General features: G+C 67.6%; 9 protein-coding genes and 1 pseudogene. 9 read left to right on the forward strand and 1 reads right to left on the reverse strand.

The window, feature by feature from the left end; translation table 11 throughout:
- Window positions 1–83 precede the first annotated feature (83 nt).
- A pseudogene (locus WS91_RS07175) lies at window positions 84–722 on the forward strand (substrate-binding domain-containing protein); the annotation flags it as partial.
- A gap of 510 nt (window positions 723–1,232) precedes the next feature.
- Window positions 1,233–2,432, forward strand: coding sequence for a formaldehyde dehydrogenase, glutathione-independent (fdhA, locus tag WS91_RS07185; protein ID WP_038752682.1), 1,200 nt, complete (start codon window positions 1,233–1,235; stop codon window positions 2,430–2,432).
- 173 nt (window positions 2,433–2,605) lie between these two features.
- Here the strand turns inward: fdhA and WS91_RS07190 are convergent, their stop codons facing one another.
- Window positions 2,606–3,631, reverse strand: a complete 1,026-nt coding sequence (locus WS91_RS07190) for a GlxA family transcriptional regulator (RefSeq protein WP_038752680.1) — start codon at window positions 3,629–3,631, stop codon at window positions 2,606–2,608.
- A 460-nt stretch (window positions 3,632–4,091) separates the two neighbouring features.
- On the opposite strand from WS91_RS07190, the gene WS91_RS07195 reads away from it, so the two are divergent.
- From WS91_RS07195 to WS91_RS07225, 7 genes are all read left to right on the forward strand, one after another.
- Entirely contained in the window at window positions 4,092–5,366 is a 1,275-nt protein-coding gene (locus tag WS91_RS07195) for a serine hydroxymethyltransferase (RefSeq protein WP_059670006.1), read from the forward strand.
- A gap of 59 nt (window positions 5,367–5,425) precedes the next feature.
- Window positions 5,426–6,397 carry a dipeptidase gene (locus WS91_RS07200; RefSeq protein ID WP_038752676.1) on the forward strand — a complete coding sequence of 324 codons (972 nt, stop codon included), beginning with the start codon at window positions 5,426–5,428 and terminating at the stop codon, window positions 6,395–6,397.
- Window positions 6,398–6,521: 124 nt separating this feature from the next.
- The gene (locus tag WS91_RS07205; RefSeq protein WP_059578959.1) at window positions 6,522–7,055 is read left to right on the forward strand and encodes a DUF5943 domain-containing protein; all 534 of its coding nucleotides are present in this window, start codon (window positions 6,522–6,524) and stop codon (window positions 7,053–7,055) included.
- A 55-nt stretch (window positions 7,056–7,110) separates the two neighbouring features.
- On the forward strand, window positions 7,111–9,174 hold the full coding sequence (locus WS91_RS07210; RefSeq protein ID WP_059670007.1) for an NADH:flavin oxidoreductase: 2,064 nt from the start codon (window positions 7,111–7,113) through the stop codon (window positions 9,172–9,174).
- Between the two features lie 2 nt (window positions 9,175–9,176).
- Window positions 9,177–11,102, forward strand: a complete 1,926-nt coding sequence (locus tag WS91_RS07215) for a (Fe-S)-binding protein (protein ID WP_059670008.1) — start codon at window positions 9,177–9,179, stop codon at window positions 11,100–11,102.
- 4 nt (window positions 11,103–11,106) lie between these two features.
- On the forward strand, window positions 11,107–12,279 hold the full coding sequence (locus tag WS91_RS07220; protein WP_059670009.1) for an electron transfer flavoprotein subunit alpha/FixB family protein: 1,173 nt from the start codon (window positions 11,107–11,109) through the stop codon (window positions 12,277–12,279).
- Window positions 12,276–13,061, forward strand: a complete 786-nt coding sequence (locus WS91_RS07225) for a drug:proton antiporter (protein WP_038752665.1) — start codon at window positions 12,276–12,278, stop codon at window positions 13,059–13,061. The genes WS91_RS07220 and WS91_RS07225 overlap by 4 nt, the downstream gene beginning before the upstream one ends.
- Window positions 13,062–13,080: the final 19 nt, after the last annotated feature.

A 13,080-nucleotide genomic window follows, 5' to 3' on the forward strand; every position in this document is an offset into this window, starting at 1 on the left:
ACGCGGCGGCGGAGGCGGTGATTCGGGAGAACGACGGCGGCCGGTGACGAGGCGCTCGCGGCATGTCGAACGACGGGGCGCGGCGAATGTTCGTCGACGATCCGAGAATCCGTTTTCTTCAGGAGCGCGAATTTCCGTTCGTCGCATATGGCTGGACCGCCAGCGCTGCGCCGTATGCGTGGTTCGATTTCGACAACGAGGCGGGCGCGCACGCGGCTGTGCAGCGGCTGATCCCGTTCGGGCATCAGCGCATCGCGCTCGTGTGTGCGTCGCAGACGCTGAACTTCGCCGCGCAGCGGCGCGCGGGCTTCGAGCGCGCGCTGCGCGAAGCGGGGATCGAGCTCGATTCCGCGCTGTTTCGCGAATGCGCATTCACGCGCGACGGCGGCTACGATGCGACGCAGGCTTTGCTCGCGCTTCCGAGCCAGCCGAGCGCGCTTGTCGTCGACAACAACATCGCCGGGGCGGGCGCGTTCCGGGCGATCGTCGAGAGCGGCAGGCGCTTCGTCGACGACATATCGCTGATCGTCTACGACGGCGTGTCGGGCGACATCTCGTTTCCGCACCGGGCGACCGCGGTGGTGCAGCCTACCGGGCAAGCGTCCGGCTTGGCGATTGCCGAGCTGATGCTCGGCGTCATCGCGGAGCCGCCGGGCATCGCGCATCGGCTCGCGTCGCCTGTTGTCGAGCCGGGCGATACGGACGGGCCGCTCGGCGGTTGACGCGCACCGGACGCAAGATGTTGCGACGCACGCATTGCGTCGTGCAGCATGACGCCGCTTGGCGCAATGCGTGCGTTATGCCGAGGCGATTGCATGTCGCACGGCTCACGCCGCAAATCGCAAATCGCAAATCGCAAACCGCAAACCGCCGATTACTATCCACTGCCCACTGCCCACTGCCCACTGCCCACTGCCCACTGCCCACTGCCCACTGCCCACTGCCCACTGCACGCAGCACGCAGCACGCAGATCGCAGATCGCAGATCGCAGATCGCAGATCGTCGCCGCCGCCTCAGTCACCGACGCCTCAGTCACCAGCGCCATCGCCATTGCCCTCCACCGTTACCGCTCCGATGTCGGCCGCAGCCAAGCCGATGTCGGTTTTTGGACGCTCGCCCCCCCGGCTCGCGGACTACCCTCGGAAAGCTCGCTGCAAGCCCGTCCGACGCGCCCGAGCGCTCGGGCCGGGCGAGGCGCGGCGCACCGCCAACGAGACATGGAGACAATGCGATGAGCAGCAACCGAGGTGTCGTGTATCAGGGGCCGGGCAAGGTCGAGGTGCAGAAGATCGACTACCCGAAGATGGTCGATCCGAGCGGCCGCGCGATCGGCCACGGCGTGATCCTGAAGGTGGTCAGCACGAATATCTGCGGCTCCGATCAGCACATGGTGCGCGGCCGCACGACGGCGCCCGTCGGCCTCGTGCTCGGTCACGAGATCACGGGCGAGGTGATCGAAGTCGGCCGCGACGTCGAGACGCTGAAGATCGGCGATCTCGTGTCGGTGCCGTTCAACGTCGCATGCGGCCGCTGCGCGATGTGCAAGGAGCAGCACACGGGCGTGTGCCTGAACGTGAACCCGTCGCGCGCGGGCGGCGCGTACGGCTACGTCGACATGGGCGGCTGGATCGGCGGCCAGGCCGAATACGTGCTCGTGCCTTACGCCGATTTCAACCTGCTGAAGTTCCCCGACCGCGATCAGGCGATGGCGAAGATCCGCGATCTCACCTGCCTGTCCGACATCCTGCCGACGGGCTATCACGGCGCGGTGTCGGCCGGCGTGAAGCCCGGCTCGACCGTCTACGTCGCGGGCGCGGGCCCTGTCGGGATGGCGGCCGCCGCGTCGGCGCGCCTGCTCGGCGCCGCGTGCACGATCGTCGGCGATATGAACGCCGAGCGTCTCGCGCATGCGAAGGCGATGGGCTTCGAGGTTGTCGATTTGTCGAAGGACGCGACGCTCGGCGAGCAGATCGAGCAGATCCTCGGCAAGCCGGAGATCGATTGCGCGGTCGACTGCGTCGGCTTCGAGGCGCACGGCCACGGTTCGTCAGGCCATGCGGAGGAAGCGCCCGCGACGGTGCTGAACTCGCTGATGGAAATCACGCGGCCCGCCGGCGCGATCGGCATTCCGGGCCTGTACGTGACCGACGATCCGGGCGCCGCCGACGTCGCCGCGAAGCACGGCAGCCTGAGCATCCGCTTCGGTTTGGGCTGGGCGAAGTCGCACTCGTTCCATACCGGCCAGACGCCCGTCCTCAAATACAACCGCAATCTGATGCAGGCGATTCTGTTCGACCGGCTGCCGATCGCGAAGATCGTCAACGTCGCGGTGATCTCGCTCGACGATGCGCCGGAAGGCTACAAGAAGTTCGACGGCGGCGCGCCGCGCAAATTCGTCATCGACCCGCACGGGATGCTGAAGGCCGCATGATGCGCGCATAGGCGGCCCGCCGCGATCGGGCGTCCTGCCGGGCGACGAGCATGGCCCGCCGGTTCGCAGAGCCGGCGGGCCATTCGTTTTGGGGTGCGAAGTTCGACGAAAAGCGAAGTTGCCAATGGAGCCGGAGCCGCCGAATCCGGCGCCGCTCGCGCGGACGAGCGCGCTCAGGCGTGCAACATCATCGCCGGCGCGGGTGCGCCGCCCGGCATCGCGGGTTGCGCGAGCGGCGCAACCTGCTTGCGGCGTTCGCGCGTCGGCGCGGTGCCGAACGCGTCGCGATAGCTCTTGCTGAAGTGACACGCGGACTGGAAGCCGCACGCCATCGTGATGTGCATGATCGACATGTCGGTTTGCAGCAGCAGCTCGCGCGCGCGGCGCAGGCGCAGCGTCAGGTAGTAGTGCGTCGGCGTCATCCCGAGATGCTCGCGGAAAAGGCGCTGCAACTGCCGCTGCGACATGTTCGCGAGCCGCGCGAGCTCTTCGCGCGACAGCGGCTCTTCGATGTTGTTCTCCATCAGCGCGATCACCTCGAACAGCGACTTGTTCGCGGAACCGAGCCGCGCGACGAGCGGCATCCGTTGCTGCGCGCTCGTGTCGCGCACGTGCTCGACGATGAACTGCTCGGCGATCTGCGTGACGCGCGCGGTGCCGATGCGCGCGGCGATCAGGTTCAGCATCATGTCGAGCGGCGCGACGCCGCCCGTGCAGGTCACGCGATCGCGATCGATCACGAACAGCTCTTTCAGAAAGCGGGTGTCCGGAAATTCTTCCTTCAGCGCCGAGAGGTTTTCCCAGTGGATCGCGCACGCATAGCCGGCGAGGAGCCCCGCCTTCGCGAGCGCGTAGGTGCCGGTGCACAGGCTGCCGAGCGCGACGCCCGCGCGCGCGAAGCGGCGCAGCGTCGCGAGATGCTCGGGCTGCGTCGCGCGCTGCACGTCGACGCCGCCGCAGACGAACACGATGTCCGGTTGCCCGACGCAGTCGGCCGGGCCGGTGTCGACCGCGAGTCCGTTGCTCGCCGTGACCAAGCCGCCTTCCGGGCTGACGATCGACCAGCGGTAAAGCGGCTGCCCGCTCAGGTAGTTGGCCATCCTGAGCACTTCGATCGCGTTCGTGAACGCGATCATCGTGAAGTTGGGCAGCGGCATGAACGCGAAATGAGACAGCGACGCAGTGCGGTCGGGCGACATGGGGAAGCGTTCCTTGGATCTGATCTTGATGCGGCCGGGGCGCTCGGCTCGCGTATTGTGAAATCGAGCGCAACAAGCGTGCCATACGGCTAAACCCTAGATCCGGGCGGCCGCCTGTCGGCGGCCTTTCGCTGCACCGCACCGTAACCGTGAGCGGCTGCGCCGCCCGAGTGCAGCGGCGGCACCGGGCCAGTGCCGGCCGCCAGCCGCCGCCGCGCCGCGGCTGCGGCGGCCGCCTCGGTCGCGGCGGCTACCGCAAAAACGCACGACCGGTCACTTGTTCAAAAGTGACGAACATGTCGGAAAAGGGAAAGAACGCGTCTGAATTCATCAATAGGCGAAAAATCCGAACGACAAGAATAGAGCCGTCGGCAGCCGCTGCGGCGGGACGCCAAGACGCCGCGCGGCGGGCCTTCGAGCCCGCTGCGGAGCCCCTCAAAATTCAGTGACGAGACGCCCTATGTCGAACGCCAATCCCTTCTTCTCGCAATCGCTCGCCGAGCGCGACGCGTCCGTGCGCGGCGCGCTCCTCAAGGAACTCGAACGACAGCAGTCGCAGGTCGAGCTGATCGCGTCGGAGAACATCGTGTCGCGCGCGGTGCTCGAGGCGCAGGGCTCGGTGCTGACGAACAAGTATGCGGAAGGCTATCCGGGCAAGCGTTACTACGGCGGCTGCGAGTTCGCGGACGAAGTCGAGGCGCTCGCGATCGATCGCGTGAAGCGAATCTTCAATGCCGGCTATGCGAACGTGCAGCCGCATTCCGGCGCGCAGGCGAACGGCTCGGTGATGCTCGCGCTCGCGAAGCCGGGCGACACGGTGCTCGGGATGTCGCTCGACGCGGGCGGACACCTGACGCACGGCGCGAAGCCCGCGCTGTCCGGCAAATGGTTCAACGCCGTCCAGTACGGCGTGAACCGCGACACGATGCTGATCGACTACGACCAGGTCGAGGAACTCGCGCAGCGGCACAAGCCGAGCCTCGTCATCGCGGGCTTCTCCGCCTATCCGCGCGCGCTCGACTTCGCGCGCTTCCGCCGGATCGCCGACGGCGTCGGCGCGAAGCTGATGGTCGATATGGCGCACATCGCCGGCGTGATCGCCGCGGGCCGCCACGCGAATCCGGTCGAGCACGCGCACGTCGTCACGTCGACCACGCACAAGACGCTGCGCGGCCCGCGCGGCGGCTTCGTGCTGACGAACGACGAGGAGATCGCCAAGAAGATCAACTCGGCGGTGTTTCCCGGCCTGCAGGGCGGCCCGCTGATGCACGTGATCGCCGGCAAGGCGGTTGCGTTCGGCGAGGCGCTGACGGGCGACTTCAAGATCTACATCGACCGCGTGCTCGCGAACGCGCAGGCGCTCGGCGAAGTGCTGAAGGCGGGCGGCGTCGATCTCGTGACGGGCGGCACCGACAATCACCTGCTGCTCGTCGATCTGCGCCCGAAGGGGCTGAAGGGCGCGCAGGTCGAGCAGGCGCTCGAGCGTGCGGGCATCACGTGCAACAAGAACGGCATTCCGTTCGACACCGAAAAGCCGACGATCACGTCGGGCATTCGCCTCGGCACGCCGGCCGGCACGACGCGCGGCTTCGGCGCGGCGGAGTTTCGCGAGGTCGGCCGGCTGATTCTCGAGGTGTTCGACGCGCTGCGCACGAACCCGGAAGGCGATCACGCGGCCGAGCAGCGCGTGCGCCGCGAGATCTTCGCGCTCTGCGAGCGCTTCCCGATCTACTGAACCGAACGCCGCGCCTTCGCACGACGACCGACCGACGCGCAGACAAGACTGGAGAATTCATGAGCACGCTGCATCAGGACAGCATCATCATCGACGGCCTGAACATTTCGAAGTTCGAACGTTCGGTGTTCGAGGACATGCACAAGGGCGGTGTGACGGCCGCGAACTGCACGGTGTCCGTGTGGGAGAACTTCACGAAGACGGTCGACAACATCGCGCTGATGAAAAAGCAGATTCGCGACAACGGCGAGCTGCTGACGCTCGTGCGCACGACCGACGACATCTTTCGCGCGAAGCAGGAAGGCAGGACGGGCGTGATTCTCGGCTTCCAGAACGCGCACGCGTTCGAGGACAACCTCGGCTACGTCGAGGCGTTCGCCGACATGGGCGTGCGCGTCGTGCAGCTTTGCTACAACACGCAGAACCTCGTCGGCACCGGCTGTTACGAGCGCGACGGCGGCCTGTCGGATTTCGGCCGCGAGGTGATCGCCGAGATGAACCGTGTCGGGATCATGGTCGACCTGTCGCACGTCGGCGGCAATACGTCGTCGGAGGCGATCGCGTTCTCGAAGAAGCCCGTCTGCTATTCGCATTGCCTGCCGTCGGGGCTCAAGGAGCATCCGCGCAACAAGAGCGACGAACAGTTGAAGGAGATCGCGGACGCGGGCGGCTTCGTCGGCGTGACGATGTTCGCGCCGTTCCTGAAGCGCGGGATCGACGCGACGATCGACGATTACATCGAGGCGATCGATTACGTCGTGAACCTGATCGGCGAGGACGCAGTCGGCATCGGCACCGATTTCACGCAGGGCTACAGCGTCGACTTTTTCGATTGGCTCACGCACGACAAGGGCCGCTATCGCCGGCTCACGAATTTCGGCAAGGTCGTGAATCCGGAAGGCATCCGAACGATCGGCGAATTCCCGAACCTGACGGCCGCGATGGCGCGTGCCGGCTGGAAGGAGTCGCGCATCCGCAAGATCATGGGCGAGAACTGGGTGCGCGTGTTCAAGGAGGTCTGGGGCGCGTAGGCGTTCCGCATTCTTCGTTTTCAACCGATTCGATTCAGGACGCGCCCGCGCAACGAGCGACGGCGCGCGGACGATGCCGCGCGTGCGCGAAGACGCCGCGCGTTTCACCCCACGGAGTCACACGATGCAACCGCAACTGCCGATCGACGTCGATCCGAACACCGGCGTCTGGACCACCGACGCGCTGCCGATGCTGTACGTGCCGCGCCATTTCTTCACGAACAACCATACGGCGGTCGAAGAGGCGCTCGGCCGCGACGTCTACGCGGACATCCTCTACCAAGCCGGCTACAAGTCGGCGTACCACTGGTGCGACAAGGAAGCGAAGCAGCACGGAATCGCAGGGATGGCGGTGTTCGAGCATTACCTGAAGCGCTTGTCGCAGCGCGGCTGGGGCCTGTTCTCGATCGTCGAGGCCGAGCCGGAGGCCGCGCGCGCGAAGATCGAGCTGCGCCATTCGTCGTTCGTGCTCGCGCAGCCGGACAAGGTCGGCAAGCTCTGCTACATGTTCGCCGGCTGGTTCGCGGGCGCGATGGACTGGGTCAACGACACGACGCCGGAAGGCAAGCGCGCGCCGCGCGCGCAATCGAAGGAAACGCGATGCGCGGCCGAAGGCCACGACCATTGCGTGTTCGAAGTGTCGCCGCTTTCGCACTGACACGACATCTTCCACGCCAACGTCACGCTCACGAGAACGCAAGAGGTCGCCCGCGATGCGCTATCCCAATCTGTTCAAACCCTTGACGCTGAATCAGCTCACGCTGCGCAACCGGATCGTCAGCACCGCGCATGCGGAGGTGTATGCGGAGCCGGGCGGGTTGCCCGGCGATCGCTACATCCGCTACTACGAGGAAAAGGCGAAGGGCGGCGTCGGCCTCGCCGTGTGCGGCGGGTCGAGCCCCGTGTCGGTCGACAGCCCGCAAGGCTGGTGGAAGTCGGTGAATCTGTCGACCGACAAGATCGTCGATCCGCTCGCGCGGCTCGCCGAAGCGATGCATCGGCACGGCGCGAAGATCATGATCCAGGCGACGCACATGGGCCGCCGCTCCGCATTTCACGGCGAGCACTGGCCGCATCTGATGTCGCCGTCGGGCGTGCGCGAGCCGGTGCATCGCGGCAACGCGAAGATCATCGAGGTCGAGGAAATCCGGCGGATCATCGGCGATTTCGCGGCGGCCGCGAAGCGCGTGAAGGATGCGGGGATGGACGGCATCGAGATCTCGGCCGCGCACCAGCATCTGATCGACCAGTTCTGGAGCCCGCGCACGAACTTTCGCTCCGACGAATGGGGCGGCAGCCTCGAGAACCGGCTGCGCTTCGGCGTCGAGGTGCTGAAGGCCGTGCGCGAGGCAGTCGGCCGCGACTTCTGCGTCGGCCTGCGGATGTGCGGCGACGAATTTCACGAGGACGGCCTCGGTCACGAGCAATTGAAGGAGATCGCGCAGGCGATGTCCGAGACGGGCCTGATCGATTATCTCGGCGTGATCGGCTCCGGCGCGGACACGCACAACACGCTCGCGAACTGCATGCCGCCGATGGCGCTGCCGCCCGAGCCGTTCGTGCATCTCGCGGCGGGCATCAAGTCGGTCGTCAAGATTCCGGTGATGCACGCACAGAGCATTCGCGACGCGGGCCAGGCCGAGCGCCTGCTCGCGAGCGGAATGGTCGATCTCGTCGGCATGACGCGCGCGCAGATCGCCGATCCGCACATGGTCATCAAGATCCGCGACGGCCGCGAGGACGAGATCAAGCAGTGCGTGGGCGCGAACTATTGCATCGACCGCCAGTACAACGGCCTCGACGTGCTGTGCGTGCAGAACGCGGCGACGTCGCGCGAGGCGACGATGCCGCACGTGATCGAGAAGTCGCGCGGACCGAAGCACAAGGTCGTCGTGGTCGGCGCGGGGCCCGCAGGGCTCGAAGCGGCGCGCGTCGCGCGTTCGCGCGGCCACGACGTCGTGCTGTTCGAGAAGAACACGGAAGTCGGCGGCCAGATCGTGCTCGCCGCGAAGGCGCCGCAGCGCGAGCAGATGGCGGGCATCGTACGCTGGTTCGACATGGAGACGAAGCGGCTCGGCGTCGATCGGCGGCTCGGGGTCGAAGCCGACGAGAAAATGATCATGGCCGAGAAGCCGGACATCATCGTGCTCGCCACGGGCGGGCGCAGCTTCACCGATCAGGTGCCGGCGTGGGGCGTCGCTGACGGGCTCGCCGTCAGCTCGTGGGACATCCTGTCGGGCCGCGTCGAGCCGGGCAAGAACGTGCTCGTCTATGACGGCGTCAGCACGCATGCGGGCGCGGGCGTCGCCGATTTCATCGCGAGCCGCGGCGCGAATGTCGAGATCGTCACGCCGGACGTGAAGATCGCCGACGACTGCGGCGGCACGACGTTCCCGATCTTCTATCGCCGCCTGTACGCGCAGGGCGTGATCCACACGCCGAACTACTGGCTCGATCGCGTGTACGAAGAGGACGGCAAGAAGATCGCGGTGCTGCGCAACGAATACACGGAGGAGCAGGAAGAGCGCGCGGTCGATCAGGTCGTGATCGAGAACGGCATCGCGCCGAACGACGCGCTGTACTGGAAGCTGAAGCCCGAGTCGGTCAATCGCGGGCAGATCGACGTGCACAAGTTGTTCGCCGCCGAGCCGCAGCCGTGCCTTTCCGAGGCGCTCGGCAACGGCCGCTTCCTGCTGTTTCGCGTCGGCGACTGCATCTCGATGCACAACATCCACGGCGCGATTTACGACGCGCTGCGCCTCGTGAAGGATTTCTGACGATGAATCCGGCCATCCTGATCACCGCGCTGTTGTGGCTGTCGCTCGCGGGCCTCGCGTTCGCGGTCGCGAAGCGTTCGTCGTACTGGCGGCTCGGCCGCGCGAGCGCGCCCGGCGCATTCGGGCTCGCGAATCTGCTTGCGATTCCGAAGCGTTACTTCGTCGATCTGCATCACGTGGTCGCGCGCGATCCGTATATCGCGAAGACGCACGTCGCGACGGCGGGCGGCGCGCTCGCCGCGCTCGCGCTCGTGTTCGTCAACTACGGGCTCGCGATCTACTCGCCGTGGCTCGACAAGCTGATCTTTCTGGCGGCGCTTTCGATGCTCGTCGGCGCGGTGTTCGTCTGGCGCCGCCGCCATGCGAAGGACGTGCCCGCGCGTTTGTCGCGCGGCCCGTGGAATACGCTGCCGTGGCTGCTCGGCGCGTTCTCGCTCGGGCTCGTGCTGTTCATGCTCGTGCCGACGGCCGCGATGTCGGGCGCGTTCGCCGTGCTTTGCGCGATGCTGATCGGCGTCGGCGCGTTCGCGATGACGCTCGGCGCGGCGAGGGGCGGGCCGATGAAGCATGCGATCGCGGGTCTCCTGCATCTCGCGTTTCACCCGCGCCAGGAACGCTTTGCGGCGACACGCGAGCCGTACACCGGCAATGGCGCGGCGACGCCGCCGACCGCATTGAAGCCGTCCGACATCGAACACGACGAGTACGGCGTCGCGAAGCCGGCCGAATTCCACTGGAACCAACTGCTGAGCTTCGATGCGTGCGTGCAGTGCGGCAAGTGCGAGGCCGCGTGCCCCGCGTTCGCGTCGGGTCAGCCGCTCAATCCGAAGAAGCTGATTCAGGATCTCGTCATTGGGATGGCGGGCGGCACCGACGCCGCTTACGCGGGCAGCCCGACGCCCGGCATTCCTGTCGGCCAGCACGGCGGCGGCCCGCAGCGTCCGATCGTGTCGTCGCTGATCGAGGCCGACACGCTGTGGTCGTGCACGACGTGCCGCGCGTGCGTGCAGGAGTGCCCGATGCTGATCGAGCACGTAGACGCGATCGTCGACATGCGGCGCAACCAGACGCTCGTGCACGGCGCCGTGCCCGGCAAGGGCGCGGAAGTGCTCGCGAACCTGCGCGAGACGGGCACGATGGGCGGCTACGACGCGGCCGCGCGCTACGATTGGTCGGTCGATCTGAGCGCGCCCGTCGCGCAGCCGGGGCGCAACGTCGACGTGTTGATCGTGGCCGGCGAGGGTGCGTTCGACATGCGCTATCAGCGCACGCTGCGCGCGCTCGTGAAGGTGCTGAACCACGCGGGCGTCGATTACGCGGTGCTCGGCCGCGCGGAAACCGATACGGGCGACGTCGCGCGCCGGCTCGGCGACGAAGCGACGTTTCAGCAGATGGCGAAGCGCCTGATCGGCACGCTCGGCGCGCTGTCGTTCAAGCAGATCGTGACGGCCGATCCGCACGTGATGCACAGCCTGCGCAACGAGTACCGCGCGCTCGGCAGCCGCTACACGGTCAAGCATCACACGACGTTCGTCGCCGAGCTCGTCGCGGCAGGCAAGATCAAGCCGCAGGCGGCCGAGGCGCTGCGCGAGAAGCGCATCACCTATCACGACCCTTGCTATCTCGGCCGCTACAACGGCGAGACTGAAGCGCCGCGCAAGCTTCTGAAGACGATCGGCATCCAGGTCGTCGAGATGGAGCGTCACGGCATGCGCGGCCGCTGCTGCGGCGGCGGCGGCGGCGCACCGCTCACCGACATTCCGGGCAAGCAGCGAATTCCCGACATCCGGATCGCCGATGCGCGCGCGGTAAGCGCGGATGTCGTCGCGGTCGGCTGCCCGAACTGCACCGCGATGCTCGAAGGCGTCGTCGGCCCGCGGCCCGACGTGCTCGACGTCGCCGAACTCGTCGCCGCCTCGCTGGAGTGACCCGATGACCACGCTCAAACGAATCGATCCGCGCCGGCCGTTCGTCGTCACTGCGGCCGGACTCAAACGCATCACGCTCGGCGAGACGGGCGGCGCATCCGGCGACGCCGCGCGGTGGACGCCGCACGCGCACGGCGCGACGGCCACGAAGCCGGTGCGCGTCTTGCGGGACGCGAAGCGCGTGTTCCTCGTTGCCGCGCACAGCGAGCGCGGCGCGCTCGACGAGCACGCGCGCCAGACGCTCGCGGCCGCCGCGTTGCTCGCCGATGCGCACACGGAAGTCGCGCTCGTCGTGTTCGGAGAACTGAACGATGACGCCGGCGCGCTCGGCGCCGACACGCTGATCGTGCTGCGCGGCTTCGACCGCCGCGCGTTCGCGCCGGAGCGCGAGCTCGATGCGCTGCGCGCGTGCGCGGCGGCGCTGTCGCCGCAGCACGTGTTCATGCCGGACAACGCGACGGGCGACGGCGATCTCGGCCGACGCTATGCGGCGGCCACGAACGCGAGCGTCGCGACGCACGTCGCCGAAATCGCGGCGGATCACGTCGGCGTGTACGTCAACGCGAAACGCAGCTTCGCGACGCGCACGCTGCCCGACGTCGTGCTGCTCGCGCCGAACGCGGTCGACCCGAAGCTGCCGTTCGTCGGCGCGGCGCTCGAGCGCGCGCTCGATGCCGTTTTCGACGCACGTGCTTCGTCCGGCGACCATTACCACGACCTGGGCCTCGAAGAGATCGACGCCGCGCAGGTCGCGCTAGAAGAAGCGGACTTCATCGTGTCGGCGGGCAACGGCGTGACCGACGTCGCCGCGTTCGAGACGCTCGCGGCAACCTTCGGCGCGGCGATCGGCGCGAGCCGCGTCGCGGTCGACAACGGGCATTTCACGCGCGACAAGCAGGTCGGCGCGACCGGCAAGACGGTCGACGCGAGCGTGTACATCGCGTTCGGGATTTCGGGCGCGGTTCAGCACCTGCAGGGGATCAAGGATTGCCGTCACGTGATCGCGGTGAATCTCGACGGCAGCGCGCCGATCGTCAAGCGCGCGAACCTGACGATCGTCGGCGATGCGCAGGCGACGATCGCCGCGCTGATCGACGCGGTGAGCGCGGCTCGCGCCACGCATGGGCGATCGAGCGCCGCATCGAGGGAAAGCGAATACATGGGAGCCGCTGCATGAACGCGAATCGCAAGCTGGCAAGCATCGCGGTGCTGGTGTCGGTAGGGCGCCATCCGGTGTCGGGCGCGCCGCGTTACAGCCGCAACGATGCGGCCGCGCTCGAGATCGGCCGCGCGTTGGCGGCCGAACATCGTGCGCGGCTCGATGTTATCCACGCGGGCGATCCGCGCTGCCCGGCGCTGGCCGACTATCTCGCGCTCGGCGCGGCGCGCGTCGAGGTGCTCGAATGCGCGGACGGCGACGACGCTGCCGCCGCGCTCGCCGAGCGCGTGCGCGGCCACGATCTCGTGTTGACCGGCACGCGAGCCGAAGGCGCATACGACACGGGCATGCTGCCGTACCGCATCGCCGCGGCGCTCGGCTGGCGGTTCGCGGGTGCGGCGGTCGACGTGAGCATCGACGCGGGACGCGCGACGCTGAGGCAATTCTTGCCGAAAGGCGTTCGTAGGCGTGTCGACGCGGCGCTGCCTGCCGTCGTCGCCGTGCATCCGCTCGCGAATGCGCAGCCGCGCTACGCGTATGCGCGGCTGCGCGCGGGTGAGGTGCGCGCGACGCGCGCCGCGGTGCGCCCGTCGGCCGACGCCGCGCGATGGACGACGCGTCCGGCCGAGCGCAAGCCGGTGAAGCTCGCGGCGGCCGACAAGCGCTCCGGCCACGCGCGGATGCTGTCCGCGACGACGACTGAAAGCCGCGGCGGAAACGTCGTAATTGAAGGGAGTTCGGTCGAAAAAGCACAAGTGATCCTTGCGTATTTGCGCGAGCATCAGCTCATCGACTACTGAACGAGGCCTGTCGGCAACA

It is taken from the genome of Burkholderia sp. MSMB1498 (assembly GCF_001526245.1).
Taxonomy (GTDB): Bacteria; Pseudomonadota; Gammaproteobacteria; order Burkholderiales; family Burkholderiaceae; genus Burkholderia; species Burkholderia savannae.

Excerpts from the sequence above, each read along its gene's own strand:
- fdhA (WP_038752682.1), top strand. The coding sequence starts at position 1,233 with ATGAGCAGCAACCGAGGTGTCGTGTATCAGGGGCCGGGCAAGGTCGAG.
- WS91_RS07190 (WP_038752680.1), bottom strand. The coding sequence starts at position 3,631 with ATGTCGCCCGACCGCACTGCGTCGCTGTCTCATTTCGCGTTCATGCCG.
- WS91_RS07195 (WP_059670006.1), top strand. The coding sequence starts at position 4,092 with ATGTCGAACGCCAATCCCTTCTTCTCGCAATCGCTCGCCGAGCGCGAC.
- WS91_RS07200 (WP_038752676.1), top strand. The coding sequence starts at position 5,426 with ATGAGCACGCTGCATCAGGACAGCATCATCATCGACGGCCTGAACATT.
- WS91_RS07205 (WP_059578959.1), top strand. The coding sequence starts at position 6,522 with ATGCAACCGCAACTGCCGATCGACGTCGATCCGAACACCGGCGTCTGG.
- WS91_RS07210 (WP_059670007.1), top strand. The coding sequence starts at position 7,111 with ATGCGCTATCCCAATCTGTTCAAACCCTTGACGCTGAATCAGCTCACG.
- WS91_RS07215 (WP_059670008.1), top strand. The coding sequence starts at position 9,177 with ATGAATCCGGCCATCCTGATCACCGCGCTGTTGTGGCTGTCGCTCGCG.
- WS91_RS07220 (WP_059670009.1), top strand. The coding sequence starts at position 11,107 with ATGACCACGCTCAAACGAATCGATCCGCGCCGGCCGTTCGTCGTCACT.
- WS91_RS07225 (WP_038752665.1), top strand. The coding sequence starts at position 12,276 with ATGAACGCGAATCGCAAGCTGGCAAGCATCGCGGTGCTGGTGTCGGTA.